Genomic DNA, 17,593 nt, shown 5'->3' on the forward strand with positions numbered 1-17,593 from the left:
CGCGGTCCACGACGACCAAGAGGGGAACGGTCCAACCTCCGCCGCTGCCCGGTGTCGCAAGCGACTGCCGTGCCGGGCAGCTATTCCAGCTTCACACAGGAACTGCTCAATTCATAAGACAAGAGGGGCCGACCGAGGCGTCGCTGCTGTCATTCTGCCCCGTAGAAACGCAAAACCGTGGAAGCCAAACACTGCCGGAGCGCTCGCCATTGCCCTCGGACCAATGGCGGACAAGTTTCGCCGCGAAACGAGGCCCTCCGGGCGTCGAATTATCTTGGCCGGGCACTTTGGAGAAACTGGAGCGAATACCACAGTCGGAGCCGCGTCGAAACAAACCCTCATGTCTTATGCTTTTCTGAGGCTCTGTGAGATAACGGAGCTTGTGCGCGGTATGTCTTTCGCAGTGCATTGGCGGGGCGGATCGCACCCGTCTTGGGGGAGGCTGACATGTCCCGCATTGGCCTGACGCCACGCAGGGTCATTCTCGGTCATCCTCAACAGATATGACCGCAGTTCTTCGGGCGTTGCTAAATCCGGGGAGCGTCCGAGGAAGGCCGCGAACTGCCTCACATTCCGGATATGGGCCTTTTGGGTCTTCTCGCTCAATCCACGAATGTTTCTGTCTTCGCCCCGCTACTGACGATGGCGCGTATATGCCGTCCGTTGTGGGCTGGGAACGGATATTCTCCGTACAAGACACGAACGGCGGCACTGGGCCGCAAGCATTAGCGCCGTGCGGTTCGTATAGTTCGAATGCCGCGACACTGTAGATGTCGGAGGCGTTCCGGAAACCGTCAGTTTTCTACGATACTTGAATGGCGGCATTTCATTGAATTTCGTGATTAGGAATTGCCAAAGCCAGACTGCGAAAGATGATGCTTTATTTGTGGTTGAACATCTGTCGATGTGTAGGGTGCGATGGTGCGAAAGCAGAGTATTTTGATAGTTCTGCGCCTCGAGGCAGCGAGCATGCTCTATCGTGGCATGTGGCGACATCGTCATCTGCCATCAAGAATTCGATCAACGCCTGATCACCACGAAGGGACGCAAAATGAAAGACGCAGCCGAAGAACTCCTGAAAAACGTGGCACTTCCGTTTGAACAAGCCCGGGCGATGCCGCCGTCTGTTTACACATCGGAAGCGTTTCTCGCGCGCGAGATTTCTTCGATTTTTGCGCATGAATGGTTTTGCGCCGGGCGCGCAGATGCGTTGGCGGAGTCAGGCGACTATGTCACCTTGGATTTAGCGGATCAGCCGATCATAGTATTGCGCGACAAAGCCGGTGCTTTGAGGGCTATGTCGAATGTCTGTCGTCATCGCATGTCGACCCTGCTTGAAGGCCGTGGCAACACCCGCAGCATTGTCTGCCCTTATCACGCATGGACCTATAATCTGGACGGATCACTGCGCGGCGCGCCTGCGATGGATCAGAACGAAGCGTTTTGCAAAGCTGACTACAGCCTGCCAGATATTCGCTGTGAAGAGTGGCTGGGTTGGATTTTTGTGACGCTGAACCCGGACGTGCCGCCAGTGGCACAGCAACTGGCGAAGGTCGAAGACCTTGTCGGTGATTACGACCTGACAAACTATACTGAAACCTTTTTCGAAACTCATATCTGGGACACCAACTGGAAGGTTTTGGCCGAAAACTTCATGGAAAGCTATCATTTGCCTGTCTGCCATGCCGGGACAATCGGTGGTTTGTCCAAGTTGAATGAAATGATCTGCCCGCCCGGCGAAGCTGCCTTCAACTATCATACGATCCTGAAGGACGAGACCCTCAGGATCGCGATGGCTCATCCCAGTAACTCGCGGATGCAAGGGGAGCGCCGCCGCACGACCTTTCTGCTGGCCATCTATCCCAGTCTGCTTATTACGCTGACGCCGGGATATTTTTGGTATTTGACGCTGCATCCCCACGGTGTGGGGCAAGTCCGCATCGGCTTTGGCGGCGGCATGTCAAATGATTATGCGGATGACGCTGATGCGCAGGCCAATTTCGCACAGCTCAAAGCCTTGCTGGACGACGTGAACGTCGAAGACAGGGGGTGCACCGAAAAGGTGTATCGGGGATTGCGGTCGCAGTCGGCATCGCCAGGTCATCTGTCACACCTAGAGCGGCCGAACTATGATTTTGCGCAGTATATCAACGCCCGCATTCAAGCTGCGGGCCATCAGCAGGATCGGAATGACACAGACATCTGATGATATGATCGCCCCCGACGGCATCAATGTGCCAAAATGCAGCGATAGGCATTTTCTGCAAAGCTCTTGGTTGACCGAATCAACTCAAAATCTATAGCTTCCCGCGGTTCAGTCGCAGGTTATAAAATGCGTCGCCGCCTGAAGCTGCTTGGCAATAGTTTCGGGTGCCAATCGATCTATTCCATCGGAGGTCCGGGGCGTTACGCCGTTCTGGTAAAGGAAGAGTTTGGCGATCTCACCTCGGATGGCAAAATTGACGTTTTGCGGGATATCACCGATCTCATCCTGCACCAGTTTCGCGTCGAGCTTGGAGACCACGACCCCTACCACATGACCATATGCATCGACGACTGGCCCGCCAGAGTTTCCGGGCTGGACCGGTGCCGAGATCTGCATACGGCTACCATCACCGCCAAGCCCTTTGATGCTGGTGACGGAGCCGCGTGTTACATTGAGACCGCTCAACAGCCCAGCCAACGGATAGCCGGCGACTGTAACGTCAGAATTGAGCGGCGCTGGTGCATCAGCGAATGTGGCCGTCACGAGATTGGTCACGCCGGTCACCCGCAAAAGCGCCAAGTCGAAAGTCTCGTCCGCGTCGATCAATGTGGCGGGAGAGCCATCCACCAAAATCTTATGACAGCTTCCTGCAACATGGTTGTTTGTTAAGATCAGACCTTCAGGTGCAACCGCAAAACCGGTTCCCGAGCTGCTTTGGGCGTCCTGCGGAGCCGAAGGCGGCTTGGCTGCGACCATGCCCTCAGTTTCTCCCGGATTTGGCGCGTTGGCCGTCACTCCTTCATCATCATTGGCCGCAGCGAGGAAGGCGAGAACGCCGTTAGCCAGCTCTCCATTTTCGGGCAGTTCCAAATCCGGTCCACGATGGGGAAGGATTGAGCCAGTCACAAGCGCCAGACGCCCTGCATCCCGGTCCAGCGAAGAGATCAGTATCGTGGACCAGTTGCCGTCGCTCATCAGATCGGAACGGATATAGAGCGTCTTTCCCCCGAACACCTTCGCAGAGGTAATAACAAGGCGGTCTTTGCGCACCGTGTAGAGTTTCGACACAGAATTGGAGAGCGCATATTGATGAAAGGCTGAGGTTCGGCTTGCGTTGCCCGATGTCAGCGAAATGGACAGCGAAGAGACGCTGTCGTTGAAATCAAGGCTGAGACCGTTGTCGCTGACCTTCGAGGTCATCGTTTTCTGCGGCGACAGAAACGAGAGATCGGCAAAGTCGAAATAATAGCGCGACCACCCTTGTTTCGAGATCGTCACGATTGCGTCGGAGACCAGCGCTACTGGCGCGAGATTGGGTAACTCGCCTGGCCCAAGTTCGATTCCACTATCGCGGACAAAAGCCTTCAGCCCCCGCGCGCTCCCAGCCCCCCACTTGCCGTCTATCATACCAATATAGTCGCCCTTGAGCGCGAGTGCGGCCCGCAAGAACCGGATCTCGCTCGGGGTCAGATCACTTGCGTCAAAGGGATCGAAAAGTTCCGCGCGCGTCCAGGCCTGGGCGGCACTGAAAAACACGAGACCAAAAAGCAGAGCAACTAAAATACGGCGCAATTCTAAACCACCGATCAATACATAGCATGGTGAGCCGGAGAGGTGGCTCGGTCAACGCCATTGAACTGAGTTATGGCTATAAAACCGGCTTAACTTTGACGCAGCTGTAGGCAAAAGGCGGCGATGTCAGTTGCAAATCTGCTGCCTTATTGGCGAAGCGGCACTCTTTGGGCAAGGATCATCCGTTCTGGCGGTTCAGTATACGGTCACGGGAATGGATCGAGACAGGGCAGAGATCAGCGATCTGGTGCGAATTGGCGCAAGCGTGTGGCGGTGGAGGGTTCAAGGGCCGGGCCGAAAGAGCCGCGTTGAATGGCACTGTTTCAAGCAGGCCGTTTGCAGGCTGCTCAGGTTTTAGGCAGGTGCCCGTGTTCGTTAAGCGGTTCAAAAATGCCGCCCTATAGGAGTTTTACCTCCTCGCGCGGTGGTTCGTTAAATTACAGATAGTTAGATGATTTTTTACGCAATATTAGCTTTTCCCGAAGCCACACCTCGGAAAAAGCTTCTGCGGGCTAAGCCGGTTACCAGAGCATGGTGCGATCAATGCGAACTGGAGATCAGGCATGGGCGACTTCGATTATATCATCATTGGTGCGGGCAGCGCGGGCTGCGTTCTGGCCAATCGTCTGTCCGCCGATCCCGCGAACCGGGTTTGTGTGGTTGAGGGGGGCGGATCAGAGCGCGCGCCCAATGTGCATGTGCCTGCCGGTATTCTCTCGCTTTATGGAAACCCTAAATACGATTACGCCTATGTCGGCACGCCGCAGCCAGAGTTGAACAACCGCCGCATTCCGGTCAACCGGGGAAAGGCTCTGGGCGGGTCGTCCACGATCAACTCGATGGTGTTCATCCGCGGGGCCAGTTCGGATTACGATAAATGGCGCGATCTGGGATGCGAGGGTTGGGCGTGGGATGACGTGCTGCCCGTCTTCAAAGATCTGGAGGCCAACCAACTGAACCAGTCGCCTGACTGGCACGGGTTTGAGGGCGAGGTTTTCGTCGATACCCCGCGCGACCCAAACCGGTTGGATGCGAGTTTCATTGCGGCGGGGCGCGCGGTGGGGCTGCACGAAAATCGCGATTTCAATGGCGGCACGCAAGAAGGGCTTGGTATCTACAATGTCACGCAAAGGAACGGCTTGCGCTGGTCCTCCTACCGAGCGTTCCTGCATCCGGTGTTGGATCGGGCGAACCTGACGGTGCTCAGTGGAACGGAAACCACGCGGGTCATCTTTGAGGGCAAGCGGGCGGTCGGGGTCGAGTTGCGCGATGACCAAGGGGTGCGCATCTTGCACGCGCGGCGCGAAGTGATCCTGTCGGCGGGTGCGATTGGTTCGCCCAGTTTGCTGATGCGCTCGGGGATCGGCCCTGCAGATGTGCTGCGAGCGGCCGGGGTTGAAGTGGCGCATGATCTTGCCGGCGTTGGACAGAACCTGCGCGATCATATCGATGGCATGATCACCGTGCGCTCGAAATCTACAAAGACTTTGGGGCTGTCGCTGGCCAACCTGCCCGCGATGATCGCCGCGCCCTTCAAATTCCTGTTTGCGCGCAAGGGGATGCTAAGCACCAATTATGTCGAGGCCGGGGGATTTGCGCGCACGAAATATGCCGGAACCGATCCTGACATCCAGTTCCATTTCGTGCCGGGTTATCGTTCGCATCGCGGGAGGCTGGTGGAATATGGCCATGGCTATGCGGTGCATACCTGTGTGCTGCGGCCCAAATCCGTGGGTGAGATCCGGTTGGGGCGTGATGGGCAGGCCGAGATTGACCATCGCTTTTTCACCGACCCGAAAGATGCCAAAACACTGGTTGAGGGGATCAAGATCGCGCGTTCAATTTTTGCCGATACGGCATTTGATGAACTGCGAGGCCCCGAGATGTTGCCCGGTCCAAAGGTGCAAAGCGACGAGGAGATACTCGCTTATCTGCGCGCAGAGGCGCTGACAGTCTATCACCCCGTTGGCACCTGCAAAATGGGCCGTGATCCAATGGCGGTGGTGGACCCGTCCAGTTTGAAGGTCAACGGGATCGAAAATCTGCGCGTGGCTGACGCCTCAATCATGCCCACGCTGATTGGCGGCAACACCAATGTGCCTTCGATGATGATCGGCGAGCGCTGTGCACGCATGGTGCTGGCAGGTTAGGAGGGGGCTAATCAATGCTGATGGAGGTTATGCTTTTACCTACGCCATTCCTGCGACAGTCTCTCGTTAGCAAGGCTGCAACTTCACTGGAGATCATGGGATGATCCGCACAGGTGACGACTATCGGGACTCGATCCGCGACGGGCGTGAGGTTTTCGTTAACGGCGAAAAACTGCGCGATGTCACCACCCATCCGATGTTTCGCCCGCTCGTCGATATCCGCGCGAAGATCTACGATATGGCCCATGCGCCCGAGACCGCCGGAATTATGACCGTCAAACGCGATGGTGACACCCAGGCGATCGGCAATGCCTTGCCCTTCACGCAAGCCGATTGGTGGGCCAAGCGGCGCGCCACAGATCTGGTGCTTGATACGGTGGGCGGGATCGTGACGCGCGTCGGGGATGAAACGGCGGGCGAGATGTGGTCGCTTTACGACGCCAAAGACGCGCTGCACGGTCTCGATCCGCAATTCAGCGGCAATATCGCAAACCATATCGCGGCGCTGACGCAGACTGATCCGTTTCATGTCTCTGCCAATACCGACCCGAAACTGGGTCAAGGTAGCGAAATGCGCCTGCATGTGGTGCGCGAAACCGATGCCGGGATTGTTGTGCGTGGGGCGAAATATGAAACCGCCGCAGCCTATGCCAATCAGGCATTCACAAAGCCCACGATCTCGGATTGGGGCAATGGGGAAGGGGGCGAGTATGCGCTGGGCTTTATCTGCGATCTCTCGGCGCCGGGGCTGAAATTCATCTGCCGCACTGGCTTTGCCGGGCGCGCTTCGGCTGAAGATTACCCGCTGTCGAACCGCTTTGACGAGATCGATACGCTCGTCATCTTCGACGATGTGCTGATCCCTTGGGAAAACGTGCTGTTTTATCGCAGCGTCAAGGCGGCAATGATCGTGCGCGCGACGCTACATCGCTATTCCGCCTTTGCCTTTTTGCAGCGCAGCCTGAAATTCGCGGACATGATGATCGGCGCGGCGCTGTTGAACCTGCGCCAGAGTGGCTTGGACAGATTGCAACCGGTGCAGGAAAAACTTGCGCAGCTTGCCTGCTATCGCGAAGGCATCAACGCCCATCTGAGCGCCGCACTTGCGATGGCCGAACGCTCGCCTGGTGGGCTGATGATGCCCAACCAATCGCTGCTTTACACCGGGCGCGTGCTGGCGGGCAGCCAGTTGGCGCAGATGATGCATCTCGCGCGCGAACTGTGCGGCGGGCAGGTTAGCCTGACACCCGATATTGCCAGTTTCAAGGCGCCGGAAACCGCGCCTTGGCTAGACAAGGTCTATGCGCTCGACGACGAATGGATCGCAGAGGATCGCCGCAAATTGCTGGCGTTTGCGCGCGACTTGCTTAACTCGGATCACGCGGGCCACCGCCTTAGCTTTCAGCTGTTCGCGCAATCGCCCCCTTACGCGCATCTCGCCTCAGTCTATCGCAATTTCGACTGGGACGGGCCGATCGCCTTCGTCAAAGAGGCGGCGGGGCTGAGCGAGAGGGTGATGGGGGACAAGACGCTGACCTGCGCCGACAGCCCGACCAGCCGCTGGTTTTCCAGCGCGCCCCAAGCCGTTGAAACCACGACATGATCTTTCCCCAAACGATTTCAAGACTTCCGAAAAAGGACCCCCAAAATGACAGTTGAGAAAGTCGAGACGCTCATCGTTGGCGCAGGACAGGCGGGCTTGGCCATGAGCGCGCATCTGCGCAAGGCGGGCGTATCCCACCTCGTGCTTGAGCGCGACCGGATCGCGGAACGCTGGCGTTCGGCACGCTGGGACTCGCTGGCTGCGAACGGGCCGGCCTGGCATGACCGCTTCCCGGATCTGGAATTTGAGGGGGATCCGGATGCGTTCGTCGCCAAGGACGAAGTTGCCGATTATTTCGAGACCTTCGCCAAGCAAATCGATGCGCCTGTGCGCTGCGGTGTCGAGGTCAGTGAAGTGGTGCGCAATTCGGGACGGCCGGGCTTTCACGTCACGACCTCGCAGGGCGAGATCGAAGCGGACTATGTCGTGGCTGCTACCGGAGCATTTCAACTGCCGGTGATCCCGCCGGTTGTGCCTGAAACGGAAGGGCTGACGCAGATCCATTCCAGCGCCTATCGCAATCCGGCGCAATTGCCCGAAGGGGCAGTGCTGGTTGTCGGGGCGGGTTCGTCGGGCGTGCAGATTGCCGATGAGCTATTGGCGTCGGGGCGCAAGGTCTATCTTTCGGTCGGCCCGCATGATCGCCCGCCGCGTCGCTATCGCGGGCGCGATTTCGTTTGGTGGCTGGGCGTTCTCAATAAGTGGGATGCCGAGGCCACACCCGGCGTCGAGCACACCACGATCGCGGTCAGCGGTGCAAATGGCGGCGAAACGGTCGATTTCCGCAAACTGGCCGCGCGCGGCATGGTGCTGCTGGGGCGCACGGAAAGCTGCCAGTCTGGCGTGTTGCGCTTTGCCTCTGATCTGGTCGGCAATATCGCGAAGGGCGATGAGAACTACCTCTCCCTGCTGCGCGAGGCCGATCAATATGTCGCGCGCAACGGGATTGATCTGCCCGAGGAACCCCAAGCCCATGAGATCGACCCTGATCCCGAGTGTATGCGCGATCCGATCCTATCGCTCGATTTGGCGCAGGCGGGGATTACCACGATCATCTGGGCGACCGGTTTCGGTGTGGATTATAGCTGGCTCAAGGTGGATGCGTTGGACGCGGCAGGGCGTCCGGCCCATCAGCGCGGCGTGTCTATCGAACCCGGCATCTATTTCCTCGGGCTGCCTTGGCAGACGCGGCGTGGGTCTTCCTTCATTTGGGGGGTTTGGCATGATGCGAAATATGTCGCCGATCACATCTGCAAACAACGCGCCTATCTAGAGTATCGCGCCGCCGATGCGCCGGTTTCCGAAAACGCGTGATCCCTTCTTCCAATACCCTACGGAGCGCCCAATGGCCCATACCAGAATTCGCAAATTCAATACCAAAGACACCTATCCCGAGCAGAACCTCGACAACGACCTGTGCCAAGCTGTCGTTGCGCGGGGCGCGACGATCTTTTTGCGCGGCCAATGTCCGCAAGAGCTTGATACCGCTGCAGATATCGGCAGTTCTGATCCGGTCGAGCAGACCCATAAGGTGATGCAAAACATTCGCCAGTTGATCGAAGAGGCGGGCGGGGACATGTCGCATCTGTGCAAGGTGACGGTCTATCTGACCGATGTGCGCCATCGCGAGGCAGTCTACCGCACGATGGGTGAATATATCAAAGGTGTACATCCTGTCTCGACAGGGGTCGTGGTGACCTGTCTGGCGCGCCCCTCGTGGCTGGTCGAGATCGACGCCACAGCCGTTATTCCCGATTGAGGTTATTCCCGATTGAGATGGTTCAGGTGGGCACCGCGCCCTGCCGGTATTGAGACAAGCACAAAGGAAGACAGGACATGACCTTTTCCATCGTGGCGCGTTGCGCCCAAACCGGGCAATTCGGAATGGCAATTTCATCTTCGTCACCGGCGGTTGCCGCGCGCTGCGCGTTTGCGCGTGCCGGGGTCGGCGCGGCTGCGACGCAGAACGTGACCAATCCCGCGCTTGGGCCGCTGATGCTTGATGAGATGGCGGCAGGGGCAGATGCGCAGCAAGCGGTGGATGCTGCAATCGCGGCTGACGGGTTTGCCGATTACCGCCAATTGCTGGCCATTGACGGGGCAGGACATTGCGCGGTGCATTCGGGCACGCAGGCGCTGGGCCTTTGGACATCAGCGCTGGGGCGCGATTGTGCGGCGGGGGGCAATCTGCTGGCGGATGAGGGCGTGCCTGCGGCAATGGTCGCGGGGTTTGAACAGGCCGAGGGCGCGCTTGGCGATCGTTTGATCGCCGCGATGCGTGCGGGAATGGACGCTGGCGGCGAGGCTGGTCCCGTTCGCTCCGCAGGGCTATTGATCGTTGACCGCGAAAGCTGGCCCTATGCCGAGTTGCGCATCGATTGGATCGAAACAGGCTGCCCCATTGCGGCAATGGCGCGCGCTTGGGAGGTCTATAAGCCGCAGGCCGACGACTACGTGACACGTGCGCGCAACCCAAGTGCCGCCCCCTCTTATGGCGTACCCGGAGACGAATGAGGATTATGATGCAAAGCCACGACTACTATCTCCGCGCGGCCTCGGCCATGTCGTTTCGCAACCAATGCTGGATCGACGGCAAATTCGTCCCGTCTTTGTCGGGCGCAAGGTTTGACTGCGTGAACCCCGCGACGGCCAGCGTGCTGACCGATGTCGCAAAGGGCGGCGCGGCGGATATTGATCGCGCGGTTGCAGCTGCGCGCGCAGCTTTCGAAGACGGGCGCTGGTCGAAACAGACGCCGGGTGCGCGCAAGGAAGTGCTGCTGCGCCTTGCAGCCTTGTTGCGCGAAAACCTTGAGGAATTCGCGCTGCTCGACACGCTGGATATGGGCAAGCCGATTTCGGAAACAGTGAACGTGGATGTTCCCGGGTCGGCGCATTTTTTCCAATGGCACGCCGAGGCCATCGACAAGCTTTATGACGAGGTTGCCCCGACTGGCGGGCGCGATATCGCGATGATCCGGCGGGTGCCCTTGGGCGTTGTGGGCGCGGTCGTGCCGTGGAACTTCCCGCTCGACATGGCGACATGGAAGCTGGCGCCTGCTTTGGCTGCGGGCAATTCTGTCGTGCTTAAACCTGCCGAGCAATCGCCGCTTTCTGCGCTGCGGCTGGCAGAACTGGCCGCCGAGGCCGGGCTTCCAGATGGCGTGCTGAACGTCGTGACCGGCTTTGGCGAAGATGCAGGCCAAGCGCTTGGTCGTCACGCGGATGTGGATTGCCTCGTGTTCACCGGCTCAACGGCGGTGGGTAAGATGTTCCTGCGCTATTCGGGCGAAAGCAACATGAAGCAGGTCTGGCCGGAAACGGGCGGCAAAAGTCCCAACCTTGTTTTTGCAGATGCCGATCTTGAGGCGGCGGCTGAGAAGGCGGCGTTCGGGATATTCTTCAATCAGGGCGAGGTCTGTTCTGCCAATTCCCGGCTGTTGGTGCACGAAAGCATCGCGCAGGAGATGATCGAACGCTTGAAGGTCCATGCCGAGGCGATTGAGCCGGGCGATCCGCTCAATCCGGCGACCAAGATGGGGGCGATGGTGGATGCCGAGCACGCCGCGCGCGTCGAGGGCTTCCTGAAATCGGGGCGCCAGTCGTCGCGGCTGGTGGCGGGGGGAGAACGTCTGAGTATCAACGGATCGGATGCGTTCATTCAGCCCACGATTTTCGCCGATGTTCCCCGTGATGCACGCATCGCGCGCGAGGAAATCTTTGGCCCGGTGCTGAGCGTGCAGACCTTTGGCAGCGATGACGAGGCGATCGCGCTGGCCAATGACTCCGTTTACGGCTTGGCCGCCTCGGTCTGGACCAAGGATCTGAGCCGCGCGATGAGCGTCTCGGATGCGCTGGTGGCTGGGACGGTATCGGTCAATACGGTTGATGCGCTCAGCGCGATGACCCCGTTTGGCGGCGTCAAGCAATCGGGCTATGGCCGTGATCTGTCGATCCACAGTTTTGACAAATATACGGCGCTCAAAACCGTCTGGATCAGCTATTGACGGGGCAGGGGATGCAGGGCAGCTTGCAATAAGGGAGAGGCTAACCTCAGATCGAATTGGATGAGTTATGGCCTTGCGCATCACTCTTCGCCAACTTGAATATTTCGTTGCTGTCGGCGAGTGCGGCTCGATCGCGCTTGCCGCCGAGAAGGTAAATGTGTCCTCGCCGTCAATCTCTTCGGCGATCTCGCAGCTTGAGGCTGAATTTGGCTTGCAGTTGTTTATCCGCCGCCATGCGCATGGGCTGTCGCTGACACAGGGCGGGGCGCGGTTCATGGATACGGCGCGCGAGGTGCTTGAACGGGCGGGCGCGCTCAATGACTTGGCAAATGACATTACCGGAAAGGTGCGTGGCCCGCTTAATGTCGGGTGTCTGGTCACCTTCGCCCAAATTGTTTTGCCCCAGCTCCGGCGCAGTTTCGTCGATACATATCCCGAGATTCAGTTCCATCAGTTCGAGCGTGATCAACAGGAATTGTTCGACGCGCTGCGCTCGGCCCGGCTTGATATTGCGCTGACCTATGATCTGAACGTGCCCGCCGATTTGGAATTTCTGCCGCTGATCGATTTGCCGCCCTTTGCGCTTTTGAACGAGACGCATGAACTGGCTCATCTTGAAAGTGTGTCGCCAGCCGAATTGTCGGATTATCCGATGGTTCTGCTCGATTTGCCAATGAGTTCAGAGTATTTCCTGTCTTTCTTCACCAAGCTCGGAATCTCTCCGATGATTGAGGAACGCACGCGCGATATCGCGGTGATGCGTTCCTTGGTAGCCAATGGGTTTGGCTATGGTCTGGCCAATATCCGCCCGGTCACCGAGCTTGCGCCTGATGGGCGAAAGCTATGTCTGGTGCCGCTGACAGGGCCTGTGCGAACCTTGAAACTTGGACTTCTGATGAGTGAAGGAGCGCGCAATTCGCGATCCATCCGCGCCTTCATCGAACATGCGACTGCAAGGATCACGCCCGACAACGCGCCGGGGCTACAGCTGCGCCCCAAAGGGCTGCGCCACGCATTCTAGGGCTTCGCCAAACGCACATTACCTTAGCCCTTCGCCGAATAAATAAGCAATTAGGCAGGGACTAACTTAAGCTTCCGCAAGGTGTAATTTACTTGCCGGGCATAGCGTCAGATCGTCGTTTCAGGACCAAGCCAAACCGTGGCTGGCAAGGAGACGACAGTGCGCAATCCCAATTACGACATCCTGTTCGAGCCGGCCAAAATTGGCCCATTGACGGCCAAGAACCGCTTTTATCAGGTGCCTCATTGCAATGGGGGCGGCTATCGCGACCCGACTGCGGCGGCCACGATGCGCGGGATCAAGGCCGAGGGTGGCTGGGGTGTGATCTTCACCGAACAGACCGAGATGCACCACACGTCGGAAATCACGCCTTTCATCGAGCTGCGGCTTTGGGATGATGCCGATATTCCCGCGCTGCGCCGGATGTCGGAGGCGATGAAGACGCGCGGCGCACTGGCGGGTATTCAACTTGCCTATTCGGGGATCAATGGGCCGAACCTCTATTCCAAGGAGGTGCCGCTCGCGCCCACTGCATTGCCAATCCGCACCTTTACCAACGACCCGGTGCAAGCGCGCGCATTGGACAAGACCGATATCAAGAACTTGCGGCGCTGGTTTGTGAACGCGGCGAAACGCTCAAAACTGGCTGGGTTCGATTTGATCTGCCTTTACGGCGCGCATGGCTTTGGGATTTTCCAACATTTCCTGTCGCGTGCGACCAATCAAAGAACCGATGAATACGGCGGCAGTCTGGAAAATCGCGCCCGCTTCGTGAACGAGGTGATCGCGGATATGCGCGATGCGGTGGGTGACACGATGGCGCTGACGCTGCGGGTCAGTCTGGATGAGCATATCGGCAAGCTGGGGTTCTCCAATTCCGAGCTGCGCGAATTTATCGAGATGAACGCCGATCTGCCCGATCTCTGGGATCTTGCGCATGGCACCTGGGAAGATTGCTCGGGGCCGTCACGCTTCAAGGAGGAGGCGGCACAGGAAACGCTGGTAACAGGGATCCGCGAGCTGAGCGCGAAACCCGTGGTCGGGGTGGGGCGGTTTACCTCGCCCGATGTCATGGCGCGGCTGGTGCGCCAAGGGGTTCTGGATTTCATCGGTTGCGCGCGCCCCTCGATCGCCGATCCCTTCCTGCCCAAGAAAATCGAGGAAGGGCGGATCGAGGATATCCGCGAATGTATCGGCTGCAATATCTGCATCACCGGCGACATGACGATGTCAATCTCGCGCTGCACGCAGAACCCGACCTTCATGGAAGAATGGCGCAAGGGCTGGCACCCCGAGACGATGAACGCCAAGGGCGACAGCTCCAATGTGCTTATCGTCGGGGCAGGGCCTGCGGGTCTGGAAGCTGCGCGCGCGTTATCGCTGCGGGGCTATGACGTGGCGCTGTCCGAGGCCGGAACCACGTTGGGCGGGCGCGTTGCAAAAGAACGCCTGTTGCCGGGTCTGTCGGCTTGGGGGCGCGTTGCGGATTATCGCGAGTATCAGTTGTCGCAACGCCCCAATGTTGAAACTTATTTCGACAGCAGGTTAAGCGCCGAAGAAATCCTTGAATTCGGCTTTGAGCATGTCGCGATTGCGACGGGGGCGCATTGGCGTGCCGATGGCGTGTCGCGCCAGCATGTCGTGCCGATGCCCGCCGATCCCGCGATGCCCGTTTACACACCCGATGACATCATGGCTGGCAAGCTGCCGACAGGCGAGGTCGTGCTGTTTGACGATGATCACTATTACATGGGCGGCGTGATCGCCGAATTACTGGCCAAGGCAGGGTGCAAAGTGACGCTGGTGACTCCCTCCGCCTATGTTTCGGAATGGACGCTCAACACACTTGAACAGGGCGCGATCCATGCGCGTCTGATTGAGGCGGGCGTGAAGATCGTGCTCAATACGGGGATTGCGGCCCTCGCCGCACACGGGGTCGAGACGGAATGCGTCTATACCGCCACCAAGGGGCAAATCGCGTGCGATAGCGTCGTGATGGTGGCCTCACGGGTGGGCGATGATGCGCTTTATCAGGACCTAATGGCGCGTCAGGATGACTGGGCGGATGCGGGGATCAAATCGATGAAGGTGATCGGCGATGCCTGTGCGCCGGGACCGATTGCCTGGGCTACCTATGCAGGTCACCGATATGCCCGCGAACTCGACGTGCCCGATATCGGCGATGCATTGCCCTTCCGCCGTGAGGTGACAGAGCTTGCATGATGTTTCGTTTCCGCCCGCCATTCGGGCCAGCCGCGCGTGTCCAATTCACAAGGAGTGCCAAACATGAGACGCGGTGAAGCGGTCGAAGTCTTTAACGTGAGCAAACTGTTTGGCACCTATCAGGCGCTAGATCAGGTCAGCTTCACGATCAAGGAGAACGAGTTTTTCACCCTGCTCGGCCCCTCGGGATGTGGCAAGACTACGTTGCTGCGCATGATCGCGGGGTTCGAGCGTCCCAGTGAAGGCTCGATAAGCCTGTTCGGCGCCGAAATCGCTACGCTGCCTCCGCACAAGCGCCGCGTGAATACAGTGTTTCAGTCCTATGCGTTGTTTCCACATATGTCGCTGGAGCAGAACATCGCGTTCGGCCTTGAAAACCTCGGCTGGGCAAAGGCAAAGCGGCAGGCGCGCGTGGCTGAGATGCTTGAGCTGGTGCATATGACCGATTTCGCCAAGCGTCGCCCCGATCAGCTTTCGGGGGGGCAGCGCCAACGCATTGCACTGGCGCGCGCGCTCGCGCCCGAACCGCAGGTGTTGTTGCTGGATGAACCGCTTTCGGCGCTCGATCTGAAGCTGCGCCAAGCGATGCGCGATGAGTTGCGCGCGTTGCAGCGCAAAACCGGTATCACCTTTGTCTTCGTTACCCATGACCAGGACGAGGCGCTGGATATGTCAGATCGCATCTGTGTGTTGGGCCAGGGCCGGATTCAGCAGATCGGCACGCCATCCGACATCTACGAAGAGCCGCAAAACCGTTTTGTCGCTGATTTCATTGGGGCCACGAATTTCCTTGAGGCCGAGGTGATCTCGTTGAACGGCGATCAAGCGCAGATCCGCACACCTTTGGGGCTGGAATTCACCGCCGCGCAAAAGGGTGTGCAAGGACCCGGCGCCGCCACAATGTCGCTGCGTCCCGAGAAAATCGGGCTTGAAGAACAGGCGTCAGGTAATGTGTTCACCGGGACGATCCGGTCACGAAACTACATGGGCGGGTTTACCCATTACGCGGTTGAGACCGCTGGGATTACGCTGCAAGTGTCGCGCCGCAACGCGCTTTCGCATGCAGAAAGCTATGACATCGGGCGCGAAGTCAAACTCGGGTTTCGCGATGAATCTGTTCGGGTGTTGGGCCAATGACGCGCGGGTTCCGGTTCTGGGGGCTGGTGCCTGCCTGGGTCTTGATGCTGGGCACGCTGTTAATCCCGCTGATGATCGTGGCAGTCGTTTCAGTCGCCCAGCGAGGGGCTTATGGCGGGTTCGAATGGGCTTTCACGCTTGAACCCTACCGGCAGATCCTGTTCTCGGTGGGTTGGACAGATGAGCTGGAGTTCGACCCGAAATATCTTTTCATCATCGGCCGGACCCTTGTGTTGGCAGGCGCGACCACACTGATTTGCATGATGCTTGCGCTGCCGGTGGCCTATGTGATCGCGACGCGCACGCCGCGCATGAAAACGGTGTTGATCTATCTTGTGACGCTGCCGTTTTGGGTGTCGATGATCGTGCGCGTCTATGCGTGGTTGATCATTCTTGGCAATGACGGGTTTGTGGGGCGTATTTGGCACGCGCTTGGCGGGCAGGGGACGTTGCTATTTACGCCCGGCGCGATGCTGGTGGGCATGGTCTACAGCTATATCCCACTAATGGTGCTGCCGGTTTTTGCCGCGATTGAAAAGCTGGATCCCGCATTACTAGAGGCTGGCGGCGATCTTTATGCCAGCCGTTGGACCACCGCACGCCGGGTCATCTTGCCCCTCACATGGCCGGGGCTTGCGGCGGGCTCGATCCTTGTTTTCGTGCCGGCACTTGGCACCGTTCTGGAACCGATGCTTTTGGGTGGGGGCAAGCAGATGATGATGGGCACGCTGATCCAGACGCAGTTCGGCAGTGCGCGCAACTGGCCGTTCGGGGCCGCGATTGCGCTGGTTTTGATGGCGATGGTTGTGATCGTGCTGATCCTCAATGCGCGTCGCGCGATGCGCAAGGAGGCAAGATCATGAGTGCCAATCACGATGTGCGTCACTACCCCGGCGCGGGGCTGATGACGACGGTGTTTTTTCTTTGGCTCTATGCGCCCATCGTCGTGGTGATCTGGTTCTCGTTCAACGAAAACCGCCTCGTCTCGGTCTGGAGCGGTTTTTCTACCAAATGGTATACAGCGGCGCTGGCCAATGATGCGCTGATGGATGCGCTGCGCGTTTCATTGACCGTGGCTGCGATTGCGACGGTGATTTCGACCGTTGTCGCGCTGTGTGCGGCGATGGTGCTTAGTCGCAATCCTGATCTGCGCTTTGGCAAGCTGTCGGAGACGGTGGTGAACCTACCCCTGCTGCTGCCCGAGATCGTCGTCGCGGTGGCCACGCTCATCCTGTTCTCGCAACTGGAGTTCACCAACGGGTTGTTGCGGCTGATCGTGGCGCATAGCGCCTTTTGCACGCCCTTTGCCTTCCTTCCCATTCGCGCGCGGCTGCAAGGCATGAGCCGCGATTACGAGGACGCTGCACACGATCTTTACGCCGCTCCCTTTACCGCGTTTCGCCGCATCACGCTGCCGCTGATCATGCCCGGCGTCTTTGCCGGGGCGATGCTGGCGTTTGTCATCTCGATGGATGATTTCATCACCTCGAACATGCTCGCAACCGGCGGCACCACGACGTTGCCGGTCTACATCTTTAGTCTGATCAAACGGGGCACGACCCCAGAGTTGAACGCAATCTCGACATTGCTGATCGTGGCTTCCCTCGTCATCGCGACGCTCGCATTGGCCCTATCGGCCCGCGCGATGCGCCGTGCGTGAAACGCATAACAACAAGA

14 protein-coding genes and 1 pseudogene are annotated in these 17,593 nt (G+C 58.7%); 13 read left to right on the plus strand and 2 right to left on the minus strand.

Features of this window, described 5'->3' with window-relative positions; genetic code table 11:
* Nucleotides 1–127 precede the first annotated feature (127 nt).
* Nucleotides 128–342, plus strand: a pseudogene (locus ACN0SD_RS16955) (hypothetical protein); the annotation flags it as partial.
* A 3-nt stretch (nucleotides 343–345) separates the two neighbouring features.
* Here the strand turns inward: ACN0SD_RS16955 and ACN0SD_RS16960 are convergent.
* On the minus strand, nucleotides 346–615 hold the full coding sequence (locus ACN0SD_RS16960; RefSeq protein WP_417809428.1) for a phage integrase N-terminal SAM-like domain-containing protein: 270 nt from the start codon (nucleotides 613–615) through the stop codon (nucleotides 346–348).
* Between the two features lie 436 nt (nucleotides 616–1,051).
* Between ACN0SD_RS16960 and ACN0SD_RS16965 the strand changes: the two genes are divergently transcribed.
* Nucleotides 1,052–2,206 (plus strand): aromatic ring-hydroxylating oxygenase subunit alpha, encoded by a 1,155-nt coding sequence (locus tag ACN0SD_RS16965; RefSeq protein WP_417809405.1) that lies wholly within the window; start codon nucleotides 1,052–1,054, stop codon nucleotides 2,204–2,206.
* A gap of 108 nt (nucleotides 2,207–2,314) precedes the next feature.
* Here the strand turns inward: ACN0SD_RS16965 and ACN0SD_RS16970 are convergent, their stop codons facing one another.
* Nucleotides 2,315–3,613 (minus strand): S1C family serine protease, encoded by a 1,299-nt coding sequence (locus tag ACN0SD_RS16970; RefSeq protein WP_417809406.1) that lies wholly within the window; start codon nucleotides 3,611–3,613, stop codon nucleotides 2,315–2,317.
* 728 nt (nucleotides 3,614–4,341) lie between these two features.
* Between ACN0SD_RS16970 and ACN0SD_RS16975 the strand changes: the two genes are divergently transcribed.
* From ACN0SD_RS16975 to ACN0SD_RS17025, 11 genes are all read left to right on the plus strand, one after another.
* Nucleotides 4,342–5,928, plus strand: a complete 1,587-nt coding sequence (locus ACN0SD_RS16975) for a GMC family oxidoreductase (RefSeq protein ID WP_417809407.1) — start codon at nucleotides 4,342–4,344, stop codon at nucleotides 5,926–5,928.
* Between the two features lie 100 nt (nucleotides 5,929–6,028).
* The gene (locus ACN0SD_RS16980) at nucleotides 6,029–7,531 is read left to right on the plus strand and encodes a 4-hydroxyphenylacetate 3-hydroxylase family protein (RefSeq protein ID WP_417809408.1); all 1,503 of its coding nucleotides are present in this window, start codon (nucleotides 6,029–6,031) and stop codon (nucleotides 7,529–7,531) included.
* A 45-nt stretch (nucleotides 7,532–7,576) separates the two neighbouring features.
* Nucleotides 7,577–8,845 (plus strand): flavin-containing monooxygenase, encoded by a 1,269-nt coding sequence (locus ACN0SD_RS16985; protein ID WP_417809409.1) that lies wholly within the window; start codon nucleotides 7,577–7,579, stop codon nucleotides 8,843–8,845.
* Nucleotides 8,846–8,876: 31 nt separating this feature from the next.
* On the plus strand, nucleotides 8,877–9,290 hold the full coding sequence (locus tag ACN0SD_RS16990; protein ID WP_038128896.1) for a RidA family protein: 414 nt from the start codon (nucleotides 8,877–8,879) through the stop codon (nucleotides 9,288–9,290).
* Between the two features lie 77 nt (nucleotides 9,291–9,367).
* Complete coding sequence (locus tag ACN0SD_RS16995; RefSeq protein WP_417809410.1) at nucleotides 9,368–10,045, plus strand: DUF1028 domain-containing protein; 678 nt, start codon at nucleotides 9,368–9,370, stop codon at nucleotides 10,043–10,045.
* Nucleotides 10,046–10,050: 5 nt separating this feature from the next.
* Complete coding sequence (locus tag ACN0SD_RS17000; RefSeq protein ID WP_417809429.1) at nucleotides 10,051–11,535, plus strand: aldehyde dehydrogenase; 1,485 nt, start codon at nucleotides 10,051–10,053, stop codon at nucleotides 11,533–11,535.
* Nucleotides 11,536–11,602: 67 nt separating this feature from the next.
* Nucleotides 11,603–12,556: a LysR family transcriptional regulator gene (locus ACN0SD_RS17005; RefSeq protein WP_417809411.1), complete on the plus strand. Its 954-nt coding sequence runs from the start codon at nucleotides 11,603–11,605 to the stop codon at nucleotides 12,554–12,556.
* Between the two features lie 159 nt (nucleotides 12,557–12,715).
* Nucleotides 12,716–14,779 carry an FAD-dependent oxidoreductase gene (locus tag ACN0SD_RS17010; protein ID WP_417809412.1) on the plus strand — a complete coding sequence of 688 codons (2,064 nt, stop codon included), beginning with the start codon at nucleotides 12,716–12,718 and terminating at the stop codon, nucleotides 14,777–14,779.
* A 63-nt stretch (nucleotides 14,780–14,842) separates the two neighbouring features.
* Complete coding sequence (locus ACN0SD_RS17015) at nucleotides 14,843–15,916, plus strand: ABC transporter ATP-binding protein (RefSeq protein WP_417809413.1); 1,074 nt, start codon at nucleotides 14,843–14,845, stop codon at nucleotides 15,914–15,916.
* The gene (locus ACN0SD_RS17020) at nucleotides 15,913–16,779 is read left to right on the plus strand and encodes an ABC transporter permease (protein WP_417809414.1); all 867 of its coding nucleotides are present in this window, start codon (nucleotides 15,913–15,915) and stop codon (nucleotides 16,777–16,779) included. Before ACN0SD_RS17015 ends, ACN0SD_RS17020 begins: the two co-directional genes overlap by 4 nt.
* Nucleotides 16,776–17,576 (plus strand): ABC transporter permease, encoded by an 801-nt coding sequence (locus ACN0SD_RS17025; protein WP_417809415.1) that lies wholly within the window; start codon nucleotides 16,776–16,778, stop codon nucleotides 17,574–17,576. The genes ACN0SD_RS17020 and ACN0SD_RS17025 overlap by 4 nt, the downstream gene beginning before the upstream one ends.
* Nucleotides 17,577–17,593: the final 17 nt, after the last annotated feature.

Source organism: Thioclava sp., assembly GCF_048263065.1.
In the GTDB taxonomy this organism is placed as follows: domain Bacteria; phylum Pseudomonadota; class Alphaproteobacteria; order Rhodobacterales; family Rhodobacteraceae; genus Thioclava.